At 70.2% G+C, this 18,850-nt stretch carries 16 protein-coding genes, 1 tRNA gene and 1 pseudogene; 8 read left to right on the forward strand and 10 right to left on the reverse strand.

The window, feature by feature from the left end; all coding sequences use genetic code 11:
• Positions 1-32: 32 nt before the first annotated feature.
• From ACIBH4_RS19100 to ACIBH4_RS19115, 4 genes are all read left to right on the forward strand, one after another.
• Entirely contained in the window at positions 33-665 is a 633-nt protein-coding gene (locus tag ACIBH4_RS19100; RefSeq protein WP_362504795.1) for an XTP/dITP diphosphatase, read from the forward strand.
• A gap of 106 nt (positions 666-771) precedes the next feature.
• Positions 772-2,508 (forward strand): molybdopterin-dependent oxidoreductase, encoded by a 1,737-nt coding sequence (locus ACIBH4_RS19105; protein WP_362767770.1) that lies wholly within the window; start codon positions 772-774, stop codon positions 2,506-2,508.
• 178 nt (positions 2,509-2,686) lie between these two features.
• Entirely contained in the window at positions 2,687-3,439 is a 753-nt protein-coding gene (locus ACIBH4_RS19110; protein WP_362767767.1) for a toxin glutamine deamidase domain-containing protein, read from the forward strand.
• Positions 3,440-3,557: 118 nt separating this feature from the next.
• Positions 3,558-3,827 (forward strand): hypothetical protein, encoded by a 270-nt coding sequence (locus ACIBH4_RS19115; RefSeq protein WP_362504804.1) that lies wholly within the window; start codon positions 3,558-3,560, stop codon positions 3,825-3,827.
• Positions 3,828-3,962: 135 nt separating this feature from the next.
• Here the strand turns inward: ACIBH4_RS19115 and ACIBH4_RS19120 are convergent, their stop codons facing one another.
• The 3 genes from ACIBH4_RS19120 to ACIBH4_RS19130 all read right to left on the reverse strand — a co-directional run bounded on the left by ACIBH4_RS19120 (position 3,963) and on the right by ACIBH4_RS19130 (position 8,217).
• The gene (locus ACIBH4_RS19120) at positions 3,963-6,479 is read right to left on the reverse strand and encodes an FtsX-like permease family protein (protein ID WP_362767765.1); all 2,517 of its coding nucleotides are present in this window, start codon (positions 6,477-6,479) and stop codon (positions 3,963-3,965) included.
• A gap of 1 nt (position 6,480) precedes the next feature.
• Positions 6,481-7,251 (reverse strand): ABC transporter ATP-binding protein, encoded by a 771-nt coding sequence (locus ACIBH4_RS19125; RefSeq protein WP_362504809.1) that lies wholly within the window; start codon positions 7,249-7,251, stop codon positions 6,481-6,483.
• Positions 7,252-7,647: 396 nt separating this feature from the next.
• Positions 7,648-8,217, reverse strand: a complete 570-nt coding sequence (locus tag ACIBH4_RS19130; RefSeq protein WP_362504811.1) for a DUF1707 domain-containing protein — start codon at positions 8,215-8,217, stop codon at positions 7,648-7,650.
• 104 nt (positions 8,218-8,321) lie between these two features.
• Between ACIBH4_RS19130 and ACIBH4_RS19135 the strand changes: the two genes are divergently transcribed.
• Positions 8,322-9,533: an RNA-guided endonuclease TnpB family protein gene (locus ACIBH4_RS19135; protein ID WP_362504814.1), complete on the forward strand. Its 1,212-nt coding sequence runs from the start codon at positions 8,322-8,324 to the stop codon at positions 9,531-9,533.
• 13 nt (positions 9,534-9,546) lie between these two features.
• On the opposite strand, the gene ACIBH4_RS19140 is transcribed toward ACIBH4_RS19135, so the two are convergent.
• The 5 genes and pseudogenes from ACIBH4_RS19140 to bcp form a co-directional block, all read right to left on the reverse strand.
• Positions 9,547-10,209 (reverse strand): response regulator transcription factor, encoded by a 663-nt coding sequence (locus tag ACIBH4_RS19140; protein WP_362505126.1) that lies wholly within the window; start codon positions 10,207-10,209, stop codon positions 9,547-9,549.
• Positions 10,210-10,232: 23 nt separating this feature from the next.
• Entirely contained in the window at positions 10,233-11,432 is a 1,200-nt protein-coding gene (locus ACIBH4_RS19145; protein WP_362504817.1) for a sensor histidine kinase, read from the reverse strand.
• Between the two features lie 765 nt (positions 11,433-12,197).
• A tRNA-Leu gene (locus ACIBH4_RS19150) sits at positions 12,198-12,270 on the reverse strand.
• A 28-nt stretch (positions 12,271-12,298) separates the two neighbouring features.
• Positions 12,299-12,706 (reverse strand): annotated as a pseudogene (locus tag ACIBH4_RS19155) (HNH endonuclease signature motif containing protein); the annotation flags it as partial.
• Positions 12,707-12,810: 104 nt separating this feature from the next.
• Positions 12,811-13,275: a thioredoxin-dependent thiol peroxidase gene (gene bcp / locus ACIBH4_RS19160; RefSeq protein WP_362504820.1), complete on the reverse strand. Its 465-nt coding sequence runs from the start codon at positions 13,273-13,275 to the stop codon at positions 12,811-12,813.
• A gap of 111 nt (positions 13,276-13,386) precedes the next feature.
• Here bcp and ACIBH4_RS19165 point away from each other — a divergent pair, with 111 nt between their 5' ends.
• Together ACIBH4_RS19165 and ACIBH4_RS19170 are read left to right on the forward strand one after the other, a co-directional pair.
• Positions 13,387-13,719 carry a DUF3618 domain-containing protein gene (locus tag ACIBH4_RS19165; RefSeq protein WP_350949828.1) on the forward strand — a complete coding sequence of 111 codons (333 nt, stop codon included), beginning with the start codon at positions 13,387-13,389 and terminating at the stop codon, positions 13,717-13,719.
• Positions 13,720-13,847: 128 nt separating this feature from the next.
• The gene (locus tag ACIBH4_RS19170; RefSeq protein ID WP_362768077.1) at positions 13,848-14,354 is read left to right on the forward strand and encodes a hypothetical protein; all 507 of its coding nucleotides are present in this window, start codon (positions 13,848-13,850) and stop codon (positions 14,352-14,354) included.
• Positions 14,355-14,468: 114 nt separating this feature from the next.
• Here the strand turns inward: ACIBH4_RS19170 and ACIBH4_RS19175 are convergent, their stop codons facing one another.
• A complete protein-coding gene (locus ACIBH4_RS19175; protein WP_362504827.1) occupies positions 14,469-15,662 on the reverse strand; it encodes an amino acid deaminase/aldolase in 1,194 nt (397 codons plus the stop codon).
• A gap of 149 nt (positions 15,663-15,811) precedes the next feature.
• On the opposite strand from ACIBH4_RS19175, the gene ACIBH4_RS19180 reads away from it, so the two are divergent.
• A complete protein-coding gene (locus ACIBH4_RS19180; RefSeq protein ID WP_362504830.1) occupies positions 15,812-16,468 on the forward strand; it encodes a DUF6286 domain-containing protein in 657 nt (218 codons plus the stop codon).
• Between the two features lie 227 nt (positions 16,469-16,695).
• On the opposite strand, the gene ACIBH4_RS19185 is transcribed toward ACIBH4_RS19180, so the two are convergent.
• On the reverse strand, positions 16,696-18,816 hold the full coding sequence (locus ACIBH4_RS19185) for a hypothetical protein (RefSeq protein ID WP_362504833.1): 2,121 nt from the start codon (positions 18,814-18,816) through the stop codon (positions 16,696-16,698).
• Positions 18,817-18,850: the final 34 nt, after the last annotated feature.

Consider the following 18,850-nt stretch of genomic DNA (forward strand, 5'->3'; position numbering starts at 1 on the left):
AGCGTGAGTCGTTCCGGAACGAGGCGGTCGGCATGAGCGAGTCCGGTACGCCCGAGACCGGCGCGGCCCGTGTCGTCCTCGCCACCAGGAACGCAGGGAAGATCGCCGAGCTGCGCCGGATCCTCGCCGACGCCCGGATCCCGGTCGAGATCGTCGGGCTTGAGGAGTTCCCCGAGATCGGCGACGTCGCCGAGACCGGTCTGACCTTCGCGGAGAACGCGCTGCTCAAGGCGCACGCGGTCGCCCAGCAGTCCGGCCTCCCGGCGATCGCCGACGACTCCGGCCTCTGCGTCGACGCCCTGAACGGCATGCCGGGCATCTTCTCCGCCCGCTGGTCGGGAAAGCACGGCGACGACCAGGCCAACCTCGACCTGCTGCTCGCCCAGGTCTCCGACGTGCCCGCCGAGCACCGGGGCGCGCACTTCGCCTGCGCCGCGGCGCTCGCACTCCCCACGGGGGAGGAGCGGGTGACCGAGGGGGCGCTGCGCGGCGTGATCATCGACGCCCCGCGCGGCACCGGCGGCTTCGGCTACGACCCGATCCTCGTCCCCGAGGGCGAGACCCGGACCACCGCCGAGATGTCCGCGCAGGAGAAGGACGCGATCAGCCACCGGGGCCGCGCCTTCCGTGCCCTCGCCCCCGTCATCGCCGAAATGATCGCCTGACGGAGAGATCCGCGCGGACGACGGCCAAGGAGCCCGAGACGTCCAGGTCGAGCCTGTAATCAGCGTGTAAGAACCCGCTGCTCCTTATGGGCGTAGCGTCGGGGGTATGCAGAGCAACGAGCGCATGCCCTCCTGGGCCTCGGCGCTGATCGGCCTGGTGTCCGGCGCGGCGGCGGTGGCGGTGTCACTGCTCGTGGCGGGCCTGGTGAACCCCGTCGCCTTCCCGGTCGTCGCGGTCGGCAACTCCGTCGTCGACCTCACCCCTGCGCCGCTCAAGGAATGGGCGATCCGCACCTTCGGCGAGAACGACAAGACCGTGCTGCTCGCCGGGATCCTGCTGGTCATGGCCGCGATCGCCGTCGCGCTGGGAAGGGCCGCCGTCCGCGACCTCCGGTACGGGATGGCGGGTCTGGCCGCGTTCGGTCTCATCGGCGTCGTCGCCGTGCTGACCCGGCCGGGGGCCGGGCCGGTGGACGTCGTCCCGACGCTCGTCGGGGTGGGCACCGCCATGCTCGTCCTGTGGTGGCTCGTCCGCCGCGCCCTCGTACCCGACGACGCCTCGGCCGGGTCGTACGCGGGGATGTCCGGTGGCGCCTATGTCGTGGGTGCGGCGGGGGCCGCGCACGACACCGGGCCGGGTCGCCAGGAAGAGATTTCGCACGACACCGGGCCGGGACGCCTGCGACCGGTCTCGGCCGAGTCCTCATCGGAGGCCGGGGGGCGGCCCGACCCGCAGATACCACCTGTCATGCGGGCGGGGAACGACCTGCGCGCCTTCGATCGCCGGGGCCTGCTGACCGGCGCGGTCGGCGGCGTGGCCCTCGCGGGGGTGGCGGGTCTGGCCGGGCGCGCGTTCTCGGGGCGGGCCGAGGTGAACGCGGCGCGTAGCGGCATCGCGCTGCCCCTGCCCGCGAAACCCCTCCCCGCGCTGCCCGCCGGGACCGACCTGAAGATCAGGGGCCTGTCGTCGTTCGTCACTCCCAACAACGACTTCTACCGGGTCGACACCGCCCTGTCGGTCCCCCAGGTCGACCCGCGCGACTGGACCCTCACGATCCACGGCATGGTCGATCGGCCCGTGGAGCTCACCTTCGCCGACCTGATGAAACGCGCCGTGGTAGAGGCCGACGTCACGCTCTGCTGCGTCTCCAACGAGGTCGGCGGCCCCTACATCGGCAACGCCCGCTGGCTGGGCGTGAGCCTGGCCGCGGTGCTGCGCGACGCCGGCGTCCGCAAGGACGCGGACATGCTGCTCAGCACCTCCGCCGACGGCTGGACCGCGGGAACCCCGGTCGACGTCGTGATGGACGGCCGCGACGCCCTGCTCGCCTTCGGCATGAACGGCGAGGCGCTCCCCGTCGACCACGGCTTCCCGGTCCGCCAGGTCGTCCCCGGGCTCTACGGCTACGTCTCGGCCACCAAGTGGGTCACCGACATCAAGGTCACCCGCTTCGACGAGGACGAGGCCTACTGGACGCCCAGAGGCTGGTCCGCGAAGGGGCCGATCAAGACCCAGTCGCGCATCGACCTGCCCAGGGACGGCGCGAGCGTCCCCGCGGGCAAGACCGTCGTCGCGGGTGTCGCCTGGGCACAGCACAAGGGTGTGGACGCGGTCGAGGTCCGTGTCGACCAGGGCGAGTGGCGCCAGGCCCGCCTCGCCGAGGCCCCCACCGCCGACACCTGGCGCCAGTGGGTCCTCGACGACTGGGACGCCACCCCGGGCGAGCACACCATCGAGGTCCGCGCCACCGACACCACCGGCTACACCCAGACCGCCGATCATGCCCCGGTCGCCCCGGACGGCGCCACCGGCTGGCACACCATCCGGGTACGAGTCGGCTGACCCGGGCTGTGCCGCCCAAAGGATGACCAGACCGCTTCGCGATCACAGACTTCGATGCCGATGTGACCGGTACTGGAACGACAGGCGGGGGTTGAGCCTTTAAATGGTCAACTCCTCCGTGTCGGGTGGGTGGGCCGCCCTACTATCTGGCTCCCAGGGGTTGGGGACGGGGGAGCCGGTGAGCGAGTGGAGCTTGGCGTCGGGGGTCTACAACCCCGTGGTGACGATGGACGGGCAGCGGTGGCGGGACTTCGAGCTGGAGGTCCAGGTGCCGGTGGCACCCGCGCCGCGTGAGAGCGAGCGGGAGCGGATGCGCTGGGGGCCGGCGCGGCTGGACCAGTGCAGGCCGTACGGGCTGGCGGGCGGGTTGGCCAGGCCCGATCCGCAGACCGAGGAGGACATGCTGCGGGCCGTTCCCCTCACCGAGCAGGGAACCCCGCGCCGCTTCCCCGACCCGCGCGGCATGTGGATCAGGCTGATCAACGGGAGCGGCCCGGCCGACGATCCGTTCCGGGCGACCAACGCGATCGACTGCGCGCTGTCGGTGCTCTCCACCTGGTACGGCACTCCCGCGGTGGCCGCGCCGCGCAGGCCCGAGTACGACCGGGTGGGCAGGCCGCTGCTCACCGGGGAGGCCGGGGGAGTGGCGAGGGCGGAGCGGTGGCTGGGGCAGCGCTTCCACTATGTGGGGCAGGGGCGCCATGCCTACCTGCCGATCGCGCAGGCGCTGCTGGCCGGGGGACACGGCTCCTCGGCGCTCGTCATCAACCGCTGGCCGGCCGGGGGCAGCCACGCGTGGAACGCGGTGAACTTCGACGGCGAGGTGATCTGGATCGACGCGCAGCGGGGGCACATGGCGGTGGAGCCGCCGTACGAGTCGGTGACGGGTGTGTTCTGCGTCGTGATCGACAGGGAGGGGCGGCGGCTGTGACGGCTTTCCCGACGGTTTCACGGACTCCCTTTCCGGTGACTTCTCCGGCGGCTTTCCCGACGGTTTCCCGCTCGGAGGCGGGTTTCCGTGACCGTGTCCGCGAGATGAGGGGGACAGGGTGAACCCGGACCAGGCGAGGGCAGTAGCGGAGGAGTACTTCAACGGGGTCCGCGGCGCGGGTGCCGCCGTCGAGATCAGGATTTATGCCTTTCAAGAGGGCTATGTCGCCTGGGCGAACGAGCCCGAGCCCGACGATCCCAGCGTGCTGCCCGACACCGTCGGCTCCGGATGCGTGGTGATCGACAGGGCCAGCGGCGAGATCGTCATCCGGCCACTGCTCAACCCCGAGACCGTGGCCGAGCAGTGGCCGGGACGCCGCCCCCGATAGCGAGGCGTCCCGGCCACCATGCCTGACCTGTCCTGACCTGTCCCGACCGTCCCGGTCCGACCTCGCCGGTCCTGTCCTGCCGGGCCGGAGCGGGAGGCGCACCGTTCAGCTCACCCGGCTCGGACCGTCCGGTGCTCAGCCGCTCGCGAGTGAGCCCACGACCGAGGCGCGGGCCGCGCGCCGGGCGGGCAGGACGGCCGCGAGCACCCCGGCGAGGCCGGACAGGGCGACGAACGACAGGATCTGCGGCACCGGCAGCTGGAAGACCACGTTGTCGGTCATCGTCTGCGCGGCCGCCCAGCCGAACGCGACTCCCAGCGTCACGCCGACCAGCGCGCCGATGAGGCCCAGGACCAGCGCCTCGACCGAGAGCATCCGCCGCAGCTGGGGCCGGGTCAGGCCGAGGGCACGCAGCAGCGCGGACTCGCGGGTGCGCTCGTGGACCGAGAGGGAGAGCGTGTTGGCGATGCCCAGCAGGGAGATGAGCACCGCCAGACCGAGCAGCCCCGTAATGATCATCAGTATCATGTCGAGCGCCTCGTCGAACTGGCCCCGCATCTCCGTCGAGCTCGCGACCTTCGCCGTCGGGTACGCCTCCGTCGCCGCCTCGACCGCCGCGAGCGCCCGGTCGGGGTCGACGCCGTCACGGTGCTTGATCATCACTCGGCTGTCGCCGACCTCGCCGAAGTAGCGGTCGAACTCCCGCTCGGGCACCGTCACGTCGGAGAGGCTCGCGTCGACATTGGAGATGCCCACGATCGAGAGGTCGACCGTGCCCGCCTTCGCCGTTCGTACGGTGATCCGATCACCGACCCCGAGCGTGAGCCGCTCGGCGACGCGGTCGGTGACGAGCGCGGTCCCCGGGACGAGCCGGTCGAGCGAGCCCGCGTCGAGCGGCGGCTTGAAGCCCGGGGTCGGGGTGAAGGTTCCCACGTCGTACCGCGTGGTCCCGGTCGCGAGCCTCGCGGTGGTCTCGCGGAAGGCGATGACCGAGGCCAGCTCGGACCGGCCCCGGAGGTCCTCGGCGATCGCGCGGGGCAGGCCCGAGTCGCGCCCCTGGGTCTGCACCATGTAGTCGAAGGGGAACTGCTCGTCGAGCTGCTGGGTGAACGTCACCCGGACGGTGCCGGTGACGACGGAGATGACCGTCATCAGCGTCACGCCCACGGTGAGTGCCACGGTGGTGGTCGCCGACCGCTTCGGGTTGCGCCGGGAGTTGTCCACGGCCAGCCTGCCGGGTACGCCGAAGAGCTTGGCGGGCACCCACCCCGCGAAGGCGGAGAGCGGCCTGACGATCACCGGGCCGAGGATCAGCACCGCGAGGAAGACGCACGAGCATCCGGCCATCACCACCATCAAGGCGGTCTCGCCGGGATCCGTGGCGATCCCCGCCACCACGGTGCCCACGCCCGTGACCAGGAACAGTCCAGCGAAGATCATTCGTACCAGGCCGGCCCTGAAGGTCCGCTCCTCGGTCTGCGAGCGCAGCGCCGCGATCGGCGCCACCCGCGTCGCGGCCCGCGCGGGCAGCAGCGCCGCGCCGACCGTGACCGTCAGGCCGATGACCAGGCCAAGGACGATGGTGCTCGGCGTCAGGGTGGCGGCGGCGGCCGTGGGCAGCGGCGCGTCGAACGCCGCCAGCACGGAGAGCGCCCCCGCGCCCAGGCCGTAGCCGAGCAGCAGGCCGAACACCGACGACAGCAGGCCGACCACCGCCGACTCCAGCATGATCGAGGTGAAGACCTGCCCGCGCGTCGCCCCGACGCATCGCAGCAGCGCCATCTCGCGGGTCCGCTGGGCCACCAGGATGTTGAAGGTGTTGTAGATGACCAGCGCGGCCACGAACATCGCCACCACGCCGAACAGCAGCAGGCCCACCTTCAGGAAGTCGCCGTTGGCGCCGTTGTTCCTGGCGAGGTCCGCCGCGTAGCGCTCACCGGTCTTGACCTCGTGACCCGCGCCCACGGCCGCGGCGACCGAGCCGCGCAGCGCCTCCTGGGTGACCCCCTCGGCGGCGGCGACGTCGATCTCCCGATACCCCTGCTGCCCGGTCATCTTCCTGGCCGTGTCCGTGGTGTAGCCGACCGCGCCGAAGTATCCGAGCTCCTGGTCCAGGCCGACGTCGAACAGGCCCACCAGGGTGAACTCGTGCCTGGCGTTGCTCGCGTCGAGCACCGCGACGGTGTCGCCGACCTTGAAGCCCCTGGTCCTCGCGGTGCCCTCGTCGAGCACGGCCTGCGTCGCGGTCTTCGGGGCGGTCCCGCTCACGATCGGCATCCGGTTCAGGTCGCCCTCGGGCAGCGAGATCCCCGCGGTGGGGAAGTCACCGGCGGCCTTGCCGTCCTTGCCGATCAGGGCGGACGTGCCCCGTACCAGCCCCTGTGCGTCGGCCACCCCGTCCACGGCGCGCACCTTCTCCAGGGCGGCCTCGGAGACGACCGGAGGCTCGTCGCCGTTCTCCCCGGGCACCGGGAGTACGGCGACGTCGATTTTGTCGGCCGCCGCGGAGAACTTCTCGGTGAACCCCGCGTCGATGGTGTCGGTCAGTACGAACGTCCCCGCGATGAAGCCGACCCCCAGCGCGATCGCGAGGGCCGTCAGCATCAGGCGCAGCCGGTGCGCGAGCAACCCGGCCAGCGTCGTCCTCAGCACCTCACGCCTCCAGCTTCATCAGCGTGTCCAGCACCGACTGCGGCGTCGGCCCTGTCAGCTCGCTCACCAGCAGGCCGTCGCGGAGGAAGACCACGCGGTCGGCGTACGAGGCCGCCACCGGGTCGTGGGTGACCATCACGATCGTCTGGTCGAGCTCGCGCACCGACGTCCGCAGGAAGGAGAGCACCTCGGCGCCGCTGCGCGAGTCGAGGTTGCCGGTGGGTTCGTCGGCGAAGATGACCTGCGGCCTGCTGATCAAGGCGCGGGCGACCGCGACGCGCTGCTGCTGGCCGCCCGACAGTTCCGCGGGCTTGTGGCCGAGCCGGTCGCGCAGGCCCACGGTCTCCACGACCCGGTCGAACAGCGCGGGGTCGGCCAGCCGCCCGGCGATCTCCAGCGGGAGCCGGATGTTCTGTTCGGCGGTGAGCGTCGGCAGCAGGTTGAACGCCTGGAAGACGAAGCCGATCCGATCGCGGCGGAGCATGGTGAGCTTCTTGTCGTTGAGTTCGGTCAGTTCCACGTCCCCGACGCGCACCTGTCCGCCGCTCACCGTGTCGAGTCCGGCCAGGCAGTGCATCAGCGTGGACTTGCCCGACCCCGAGGGGCCCATGATGGCGGTGAAGGCGCCCGTCGCGAAGGAGACGTCCACTCCGCGCAGCGCGTGCACGGCGGTGTCCCCCCGGCCGTACACCTTGGTGAGACCTCTGGCCGTCACGGCCGGCGCCGCGCTTTCCCGCGCGTCCCACGCGCCGACCTCTCCGGTGATGGTCACGACAGCTCTCCTCAACAACGTGTGATGTTATGACGCACCAAACGCTATTGATGGGGAAAGAGGGATCCATCAGGCGTTAGGCCTGACTTGTAGGGATACGGAGGGGGTCGGGAGAAGGAGGGGCGCGACCTCCGCCGTAGTGCCGCCTCGGCCATTCGGACGAGGCGGACGAGGCGAACGGGGCCGCGCGCTCGGTGGGATTCCTGCCCGAAGGCCGGGGCGCTCGCGGGTTTCTGATCCAGCGGGGTTCTCCCGAGGCTCTCGTCTCCGGCCCGAGGCTCTGTCTCCGGCCGAGGCTCTCGCCTTCGGTCAAGGCTCGCGCGGCTCTCGTATCCGACGGGAAGACTCGCGCGGTTCCTGTCTCCGGCGGGGGAGGTTCCCGGCCTTCAACCGGTATTACCTCCGCGGGTATTTGATCTTCAAGGTGCCCAGGCCGACCTTGCCAGTGACACGCAGCACCGGCGCGTCAGGGTGCCCGGGTTCGGTGGCCTTGTTTTTGATCGTGCCCATGTTCGTCGTCAGCGAGTCGATCCACACGGTCCACCCACGCGGCACGGTCACCAGGATGGTGCCCATCCCGCAGGTCGCCTCCAGCAACACCTCGCGGTGCGAGCACACCGCCTCGGTGAAGTCGATCTTCACGGTGCCCGAGCTACAACTCGCCACAATGCGCGGGGGCACCACCCAGTAGTCCTTCTGGTGCACCTCCCCGTGCTTCGTCCGCAGCTCCAGGACCCCGCCTCCGACGCCCCCGGCACCCAGCATGGCGAGCCCCGCGTCGTCTCGCGGCAGGTCGGCGGTGATGGCCCTCAGGTCGTCGTACGTCCTCGCCGCCTGCGTCCGCTCGATCCGCTCCTCCAACTCCTCCAGACTGAGCCGTCCCTCTCCCGTGGCCACGCGCAACCGCTCGATGACCGCGTCACGATCGGAGTGCGACGCGCGGAGCCGGCCGTCAAGGTTCGTCATCTGAACTCCTTGAGTGTGGAGACCCGGTCCTTCAGGGCCGGGAGGAAACGGGGCACGGTGCCATAACGCTTATCGCCTGCCGTGCGTTCCGATAAGGTCCGGGCGTGCGTACGGCATACAAGGTGCGGGCCTACCCCACCCCCGAGCAGGCGGCCATGTTGAGCCGCACGTTCGGCTGCGTACGCGTGGTGTGGAACCGGACCCTGGCCTGGCGGCACGCCCGCTACCACGGCGAGCGGGCCACGACGAACTTCATCCAGGCCAACGCCTACCTGACGGCGATGAAGGCGACCGACGAGTCGGCGTGGCTGAACGAGGTGTCGTCGGTTCCGCTGCAGCAGGCCATCCGCCACCAGCAGGTCGCCTTCACCAGCTTCTTCGCCGGACGCGCCCGATACCCGCGCTACAAGTCCCGCACCGGACGCCAGAGCGCCGAGTACACCCGGTCGGGGTTCCGCTACCGCGATGGGCGATTGTTCCTGGCGAAGCTGGACGCCCCGCTGGACTTCGTGTGGTCCTGGCCGGACATCGACCCGGCGAGCATCGACCCGACCACGGTGACCGTCTCGCGCGAGGCGTGCGGGCGCTGGTACGCCTCCTTCGCCGTCGAGGTCGACGATCCGAAGCAGGCTCCGGCGACCGGCACGATGGTGGGGGTGGACGTCGGCGTGAAGGACTTCGCCGTCACCTCCGACGGCGAGAAGATCGCCAACCCGCGTCATTTGGCCAAACGGGAACGCAACCTGGCCCGCTACCAGCGGCGCATGGCCCGCAAGCAGCGCGGTAGCACCAACCGGGCCAAGGCCAAGGCGAAGGTCGCCCGCGCGCACCGCAAGGTCCGCGCCTCCCGCACCGACTTCCTGCACCGCACCTCGGCGCGCCTCGTCCGCGACCACGACGTGATCGTGATCGAAGACCTCGCCGTGAAGAACATGGTCCGCAACCGGTCCCTGGCCAAAGCGATCTCCGACTGCGGGTGGGGCACCTTCCGCCGCATGCTGGAGTACAAGGCGGCCCGGCACGGTCGCCACCTGATCGTGATCGACCGCTGGTATCCCAGCTCGAAGACCTGCTCGGTGTGCGGGCACCTGCTCGCCCGGCTTTCCCTCAGCACCCGGACGTGGCAGTGCCCGTCCTGCGGCACCCGGCACGACCGGGACGTCAACGCCGCGAAGAACATCCTGGCGGCAGGTCTTGCCGTGTCTGCCTGTGGAGGTGACGTCAGACATTCCGGGTCCTCCCGGGTGCGGTCGCCGACGAAGCAGGAACCCCGGCCCGTGAGGGCTGGAATCCCCGTCCTTCAGGGCGGGGAGTAGTCAAACGACGATGCTAATCGGCCGAATGTGGAGTTACGATTCCTGATTCATAGGCATATACGACAACCTGTGCTCGATCCCGCAGGCTCAGCTTCGCCAGGATCCGGCCCAGATGCGTCTTGACCGTCGCCTCCGCCAACTCCAGCCGACCCGCGATCTCCGTGTTCGACAACCCCCTCGCCACCAGCACCAGCACCTCCCGCTCCCGTGCGGTCAACCCGGTCAGCACCGCCGGCTCGGCCACCGCGGAGGGAAGGTGCACCGCGAAACGCTCCAGCAGCCGCCGCGTCGTACTCGGCGCCACCACCGCGTCCCCGCTGTGTACCGACTGGATCGCGCTCACCAGATCGGCGGGCGGCACATCCTTCAGCAGGAACCCCGACGCGCCCGCCTTCAACGCCGCGAACGCGTAATCGTCCAGATCGAACGTGGTCAGGATCAGCACCCGAGGCCCACCGGCCGTCGAACAGATCAGCCGTGTCGCCTCCACCCCGTCCATCACCGGCATCCGCACGTCCATCAGCACCACGTCCACGGCGACCGTCCGCACCGCCTCCACCGCCGCGGCCCCGTTACCCGCCTCCGCGACGACCTCGATATCGGGATGGGCGTCGAGAACCATGCGGAAACCGGTGCGCAGCAACTCCTGATCGTCGACCAGCATCACCCGAATCACCTGGTCACCCACCGCGTGCTCCGTCAAGCCGCCCGCCCCGCCCCGGTATCGCCGATCGGCAGCCGCGCCACCACCTGGAACCCGCCACCGGGAACGGGGCTCGCCTTGACACTCCCGCCGAACATCGCGACCCGCTCGCGCATGCCGACCAGGCCGTGCCCGCCCTCACGCTCCGGCGTCGCCGCGCCACGACCGTCGTCGGTCACCCGTAAAAGCAGCTCCCGCACGCCGTACTCCATCTCCACGGTGGCCCTGCTGTCCGGGCCACCGTGTTTGAGGGTATTGGTGAGCGCCTCCTGAACGATCCGGTAAACCGTGAGCTGCTCCCCCTCGGGAAGTTCTGCGGGAACACCGGACACCCGCAACTCCACCGGCAACCCCGACTCCCGCACCTGCGTCACCAGATCGTCCAACTGCGACAGGCTCGGCTGCGGAGCGTACTCCTCCTGGACACCGTCGGCTCGCAAAACGCCCACCATCCGCCGCATCTCCGCCAGCGCCCTGCGGCCCGTGGCCGAGACCGCCTCCATCGCCCTGCGCGCCTGCTCGGGATCGCGGTCGATCGCGTACCCCGCCCCGTCGGCCTGAACGATGATCACACTCACGTTGTGCGCGACCACGTCATGCAGCTCACGGGCGATCCTGGCCCGCTCCGCAGCCGCTGCCAGCCTGGCCTGCTGATCGCGATCCCGTTCCGCTCGCTCGGCCCGCTCCTCCAGACCCTCCAGGTAACGGCGGCGGGTGTTCGCGTAGATCCCCGTCATCCAGATCGCGGCCGCGAACGCCGAGGCCGTGGCGAAGGCACGCAGATCAAACCCCTGAGGCACCCGCCCGAACACCAGGAACAACCCCAGCTCCACCACCAGCCCCGCCCCGACCGCCCAGCGCAGCGAACGCCGCGACGCCACCTCGTACATGGCGACGAGCACGGAGGTGTTGAAGAACAGGGGCGGAACCCCGGCGAGCCACTGGAGGAAGGAGGCGAACGAGACGATCGCGAAGACCTCGACCGGACGCTCGCGCATCCAGAACAGGGGCACGAACAACATCAGCGTCAGCCCCGCGAACCCCCACAGCCCCAGCCTCTCCGCCCCCCAGGCCACCAGGTCGATCACCCCGACGGCCCAGACATTGAGCAGCGAGACCAGCAGGAACGGAGTCAGCCACAGGGCGTCCGTGATCCTGGGATGGCGCACGCTCCAGGCGCGTAGTCTGCCGAACACATCACTACAATACGTATGCGCAGATCAGAGCCCTTCCCCCTCAAGGTGGAGCTCGATGTACGACTCAGGTCGCACATCGGGCCGCACATTCGGCTCGGCTTACACAGCCTTTACGGACTCTGGGGCACCATGGTTTCTGGGAGCGCCCTCCGGGGTGAGTAAAGGGAGATAGTTTGTGGTGATCAATCACAACGACGCCGGGTCGCGCGGCTACGAAGACAGGCCGCGCGACCTGACGTTTTCTCTCCCGTTCCCCCGCCGCGACGGATAGCCGCCACACCGGACAGAGCTCCCTCGCCGCATACCGCTCGGCGCCTTCTCGGACGCTTTGGCGGCCTCACCGGGATCGTCGGCTTGCTCGCTCACCTGCGCACCTGCCTACCTGCTTACCCGCGCGGATCCACGGGGGTCTTCCCGTCCGGCGGTGAACATCGTGCCGTCTCGTGCGGCACCGGGCGACGCCGGTCCCTCGGGCGGTCGGCCCGGGCTCACGCGGGCGACTCACCGAATCCACCACCCACGGCGCAGCCGGCCGAACGCGCGTCCCCGGGGCCCCGGCCTCAACCCGCCGGATCGGACACGGCGACGCGGTCCTCCGCGAGGAAGGATTCGCGCAGTAATTGAATGGCTCTGCGTATGACCGCGGATCTCGACGCGAAACGTCTTTCGCTCCGGCAGTATTCTATGAAAAATGAATCCTGGGCCGATATTGTCACGCTGGTGTCCATCGACTTTACGTCGACCGGTTGATTCTTAATTGTTTTGTGGGGTCGACGGGATTCGAACCCGCTCTGGACGGTACCTAAAACCGCGGCCTCTGCCGTTGGGCTACGACCCCTATTCTTTCCTGCGAAATTCTCTGTCTGTGAATGGCAATTAGGGCAGAGAAAACGCAGGTTTTCTTTTCTGTTGTCCAGCCAGTTGCCATTGATATGGTCAACGTGCAGCGTCAATGCCTGACCTCGCCAGGCGTCCTCGATCCTACAGGCCGCGCAGCGGTATGGCATCCCGGTCTCGATCAGGCAGCGCCTGAGCTGCCCGGGGTCCGGGCGTGGGCTGCCCTCCGGTCGCATGGCGAGAACCTGTTCCGGACGACTGCGTCGCGGCGAGGGCTTCCCTCTGTTGGGGGAGACCCTGCGAAAGTGCGACGTGTCGATTCCGAAGCGCTTCAGCTGGCGGCTGATATGGGCGTGGTTGCCGCCTGCGATGGTGATGCCGAGGCGGCGGAGGACGTCGGCGATGCTGAGGGATGCGGCCGCGGCCTCCGCCAGCATTTCCGGGGTGTATTTGTACTTGGTGGGCACGCCCCAAGTCTAGGTAATGGGGCCGACAATTCTTGGGGCGCGCTCATGTCATATTAAATGGCGAAAATCGGGTGTCAGTCGAGGCCGAGTTCGCGGCGGAGGCGGGCCACGTGGCCGGTCGCCTTCACGTTGTAGAGGGCCTTCTCGATCTTGCCGTCCGCGTCGATGACGAAGGTGGAGCGGATGACCCCGAGGGTCGTCTTGCCGTACATCGTCTTCTCCCCGTACGCGTCGTAGGCCTTGTGGACCTCAAGGGAGGGGTCGGACAGGAGCGGGAAGGTGAGGGCGTCGTGCTCGACGAACTTGGCGAGCTTGGCCGGGCTGTCCTTCGAGACGCCGAGCACGACGAATCCGGCCGAGGTGAGCGAGGCGAGGCTGTCGCGGAAGTCGCAGGCCTGCTTGGTGCAGCCCGGGGTCATCGCGGCGGGATAGAAGTAGAGGATGACGCGCTTACCGCGGTGGCTCTCCAGCGACACGGTGGTGTCGTCGGCGGCGGGAAGGGTGAAGTCCGGGGCGGCGTCGCCCGGCTCAAGTTTCATGGTGCTCCTCCGAGGAATGGTTCCCCGGTCAACTTACCGGCCTGCCCGAAGTGCCGTGGGTGGGTAGGACCTGACAGACTGATCAATGTCAAGGAGTAGGGGAGGATAGCCATGGCGGACACCGATCCCGCGGAGTTGGAACGACAGATCGAGCGCACGCGCGCGGAGTTGGCCCAGACGGTGGACGCCATCGCGGACCGGGTGAGCCCCAAGCGGGTCGCGGCGCGTGGTGTGGCGAAGGTCCGGGCGAACGCGGAGCATCTCGCCGCTCAGGTCGGTGACCTGGTGGGGGGCGCGGCGGGGCCGAAGCCGGTCAGGCTCGCCGGCGAGCCCGAGGATCTGTGGGCGGACGAACGGCCGGACCTGGCGCCGATCCTGATCGGGGTGGGGGCGGCGCTGGCGCTCGGCGCGGTGGTCATGCTGTGGCGGCGCCGTCGTCGCTGACCGTCACCGGCCAGGGGGCGAATGTCGCCGGTGACCGATCGGCTGCCCGGAATTGAGTAGGGGTTTACTCATGTGACCTTTTTCCCGCTCGCGGACCATCGCGAGTAGGAAAAAGGAGGGGTAAATCCATGAAAAGCATCATTCGCGCCGCGATCGCGGTGACGGCGACCACGGGTCTCATGCTGACCGCGGCTCCGGCCGCCTTCGCCGCGACACCGACGTCCGCCTCGGCTGTGTCCTCGGCGTCCTCGGCGTCCTCGGCGCGAGACTTCGACGACAGCTTCGAGCAGGAGTCCAGGAACGGCCTGGCCACGCTGGAGGCCGTCTACTCGGTCAGAGGTGACGACGAGGAGGACAACACCTTCAGGCTGCGGGGCGAGCTGTACGACGGTGACAGACGCACCCTCCGCCAGGGTGGCCGCTGCGCCTACGTCGAGGTGCAGGTCACCTCGTCCGAGGACGAGGATTGGGACGTCGCCAAGCGCGACAGGCTGTGCAGCTACGACGACACCAAGCGCTTCCGCGTCACGGCGCACGACGTGAGCGAGGTGCGGGTCAAGACCTGCCAGGTCAAGTACCGCGGCTGGTCGACCTACAAGTGCAGCAGGTGGGAAGAGCTCGACCTGGGCTTCTGAGATCTCTCCGAGGCCGGGAGCACCGCGGGCCATCGGGCCCGGAGGACGGGACCGAGACGTGAGGGGAACGGGCACTCGCCGGTGAGACGGCGGGTGCCCGTTTCGCGTCAGAGGTCAGAGGAAGGTGCGGCCCTCGCCGCGGTAGGTGGGGACCTCGTCCACGACCTCGTCCCCGTCGATCAGGTGCAGGCTCGCGAAGCGCTCGCAGAGCTCGCCCGCCTTGGCGTGCCGGAACCAGACCCGGTCGCCGGCGCGCAGGTCTTCCGCGGCCTGCCCGATGAGGGGGGTCTGGACCTCTCCGGCCCCCTCGTTGGAGTCGTAGCGCAGCCCGCACGGCAGGTAGGGCTGGGGCAGACGGTCGTCGCCGGGGGCGCCGGAGGCGGGGTAGCCGCCGCCGAGGACGGTGACGACACCGGGGGCGGGGCGGCGTACGACGGGCAGGGCGAACAGGGCGGCGGGCCGGCCCGCGAATCCCCGGTAGAAGTCGAACAGGCGGGGATGGAAGAAACCGGATCCGGCCGCGATCTCGGTGACGGCCCTCTCCTCGGTGGTCTTCTCGATGCTGCCGGTGCCGCCGCCGTTGACGAACTCCAGGTCGGTGATCTGGCGGACGGCCTGGACGATTCGGCCTCTGCGGGTGATCAGCTCGCGGCGGGACCTGGCCTGCATCAGGCGGACGGCCCGGGTGAGGGCGGGGTTGCCCGGCGGGTCGTCGCCGACCCCGGCGATCTGGGCCTCGTACGCCATCAGGCCCACGAGCCGGAACCCGGGCCTTTTGGCGATCTCGGTGGCGAGGTCGGCGGCCTGGTCGACCTCGCGGACGGGGGAGCGGCGGACGCCCGCCCTGAACCGGCCGCCGAGGGCGAGGTAGCCGGCGTCGACGTCCAGGCAGAGCCGGATCTCGTGGCGGTCGCGGACTGCGGCGACGGCGGATTCGACGAGGTCCAGGTGCTCGGCCCGGTCGACCATGATCGTGATCTCCCGCGCCGCGACCGGTTCGGCGGCGAGTTCGGTGAGCGCGGCGCGGTCGACGGTGGGGTAGGCGACGAGCACGTTCCGCATCCCGGTGGAGACGAGCCAGAGGGCCTCGGGGAGGGTGAAGGCCATGATCCCGGTGAAGCCGTCCATGGCGAGGACGCGTTCGAGCACGGCCCGGGACCTGATGGACTTGCTGGCGACCCTGATCGGCTTGCCTCGGGCGCGGCGGGCCATGCCTTCGGCGTTGGCGCGCAGGGCCCGCAGGTCGAGGACGGCGAAGGGAGGGTCCAGGTGCGCTGTGGCCCGGTCGTAGCGCTGGCGGTCGTCCATGTCCGCAGGATAACCCCGATACCGAGAAGATGAGCATCGTTCATGTTGCCGTATTGGTGATCAATGCTCCCGCCAGGGAGGGCTCAAGATCGTGCAAGTGGGCGGTTGATCCCCGGTCCGGTCCTGCCGGAACGCGTACACATGGCCGAATGACGACTACTCTCCAGGACGTCCTGGCGGGCTCGGGAGGCACCGGTGCCGCGGGGAACACCGCGGGCTTGGGAGGCAAGGCGGGGGCCGAGCGGTTCCAGGACGTCCGGCGCAGGTCGGTGCGGATGCTCAGGCCGGGCAGGACCCTCGCGGGTGTCCCCACGGCGCTGACGGTGTTCGCCGTGCTGGCGGCCTCGGCCTCGGTGACGGTGGGCCTGCTCATGGACTCTCCGTTCGCGCGGGTGCCCTACCGGCGGCTCGTCAAGGGCGTCGGCGCGTGGAACTGGTCGGATCCCGCCGTGTTCGCCGCCTCGACGCTCGCCGTCGCGGTGGGCCTGGTGATGCTCGCGCTCGCCGCGCTGCCGGGGCGGTCCCGGCTGGTGCCGCTGGAGGCGGGAGACCCGCACATGGTGATCGGCATCACCAGGTCCGGACTCCGCCGCACGCTGCGGGAGGCCGCCGAGTCGGTGGAGGAGGTGAACGGGGCACGGGTCCGGCTCACGTCGCGGATCGTCGAGGTCACCGTGTTCACCGACGCCGAGCGGACCGGCCCCGTGCTGCGCCGGGTGGGTGCGGCGGTGGGCGACCGGCTCGCGGGTCTGGGCGCGATGTGCGCGGGAGAGGTCGTCGTACGGCTGCGCAGGAAGGGGGCCTGATGAGGCCCTACCCGGGCAACCGGATCGGCCTGGCCGTCACGGGGACGGTGCTGGTGTGCGCCGGGCTCTACGCCTCCCTGAGGGGACGCGGTGACCTGCCGGGACAGGCGCCCGATGCCAGGCTCGTGCCCCGAGGGTTCCCCCGGTGGCTGGCCGCGCATCCGTTGCCGGGCTGGCTGGTCGCGCTGCTGCTGGTGGCGCTCGCTCTCCTGGCGCTGCGGTGGCTGCTACACGCCCTGGGATGGGGACGGTGGGGCAGACGGACCGGGACGGGGACCGCCATGCTTGGAGTCGCTCTTAAAGAAGTCGAAGGGCTCACTCGTGTCCGCGTCAGGTACGTACGGCACGAGCGGTTGCGCATCGGGGTGGGCTGCGCGCCCTCGACCGATGTCGGCAAGCTCGTGTCCCGGCTGAACAGAGACGCGGTGGGGAAGGTCAGACGGGCGCTCGGGGAGGTAGAACTCGGCGTGGTGGTTCGCCTTCACGTTCGCCGCCGCTGACCCTCCGTACTCCGGCGGGTCCGCCGCCCCTCCGTACGCCGACCGTTCGCTCGTCGCCCCGTACGCCGGTCGTTCGCCCGTCGCCCCGTAGGCCGGGCGCTCACCCGTTCCTCCGTACACCATCCGGTCCGCCGCGTTTCCGTACGCGGGTGTCTCGCCCGTCGTGCCGTACACCGGCCGGTCCGCCGCCTCGCCGTACGAGGTCCTCACGGACGTGCTCTCCTTGTGAGCCCGCCCGCCGTACGACCTGTGCGCCGTCTCGTCGAAGGGGCTCGCGTACACCGGTCGCTCGGCCGTCGCGCCGTGCGAGGGGTCCTCGTCGCCGGGGCCCTCGCCCGGAGGTTCCTCGTCCGTGCTCCCCACCGGAACCTCGGGCGCGTTCTCCTCGTGCTTCTCGTGCCTGGCGCCGAAGGCGAGTCCGGCGGCCAGGCAGAGCAGCGGGAGGGCGGGGACGACGTAGCGGTGGTCGAAGGCCGCGATGAAGGGCGGCAGGATCAGCAGTATCGTCCCCGCGGCCCAGGGCAGCAGTACCGCGCCGCCGAACCTCCGCAGCCGCATCAGCACGCCGACCAGGCCGACCAACATGATCACCGCGAGGTACGGGCCCCGCACGAAGCCGTACTCCTGGTACTCGCGCAGCAGGCCCGCGTAGGGCTCGGCCATCACCGGCGCTCCCGACGAGCCCTGGTAGGCCACGGTCAGCTGCTCGGCGGTCTTGCCCTGCGAGGCGGCACTGGAGGTGAAGGGCCGCACGGTGTCGGGGAAGACGTAGGCGCTCTGTGGGCCGGGAGCCGGGTAGACGCGCCGGGTCCAGTCGAAGATGTGGGCCGCGTCCTCCAGGCCCACCCGGAGGAAGTCGAGCGGCTGGGCCATGATCGCCTGGGTGGCGAAGGCGCCCGCGAGGGCGTCGCGCTCGGCCCAGCTGCCCTTGACCTTGTTCAGCGGCGACTCGCCGTCCCAGATGTAGACGGGCGGCGCCGCGCGCTGCCGGTACGGCTCGACGGGGCACAGGGCCGCCTCGGGGCCGGCCGGCTGGATTCTGGCGCAGTCGGCGAAGGTCATCGTCCGGGCCCAGAGGAAGGTGTTTGCCCTGGTCAGTCCGAAACTGCCGTGCTCGGCCCTGAACCAGGCCGCGTACGAGCCCAGGCCGATCGCGGCGGCCAGCGTCGCGGAGAGGACCGCCCGCCACCCGGCCCGGCGGATCACCATGCAGACCAGCGCCACGGCGATGAGCGGCAGCCCGATCGTGCGGGTGACGGTCGCCGCGGCGAGCAGAGCCCCGGCCAGCGCGGCGACCCACGCCGCGGGGCGTCGCCGCCACAGCAGCAGCGTGACCGCGAGCACCGCGAGGAACTGGAAGAGCAGGTCCGCCATGACGAGGTGTTCGAGCTGGATCTGGTAGGCGTCGAGCAGTACCGGCAGCGTGGCGAGCGTCGCGCCCCACCCCGGCAGCCCGCCCAGCCTGCGCAGCAGCAGGTAGACGCAGACGGCCACGACCAGTCCGAGCAGGTGTTGCACCGCGACCACCGCGGGGATGCTGGACAGCGGCTTGAGGATCCACAGGAACAGCGAGTAACCCGCGGGACGGGACTCCAAAGGGCGAGGGTCGAGCCCGGCGTTCAGGTAGACGAAGGAGTCGGCCCAGAACCACAGGGCGGGCCGGTAGCCGAGCATGGCGAGGACCCGCAGGCCGCCACCCGCAAGGAGGGCGGTGATGAAGAGCCAGTGCGACCTGAGGAAGCGGAGCGTCCGCAGGGAGTGGGAGAGGCGGGCTGGGCGGCGGGAGCGACGGGAGCGGCTTGCCGGGGGCGTTCCCGTTACCACCGCGACCTCCCGAATCCCGCGCATGGCCACCCAGCATAGGCGTGGGATCGGAGGAGGC

Source organism: Streptosporangium sp. NPDC050284 (assembly GCF_044459525.1).
In the GTDB taxonomy this organism is placed as follows: Bacteria; Actinomycetota; Actinomycetes; order Streptosporangiales; family Streptosporangiaceae; genus Streptosporangium.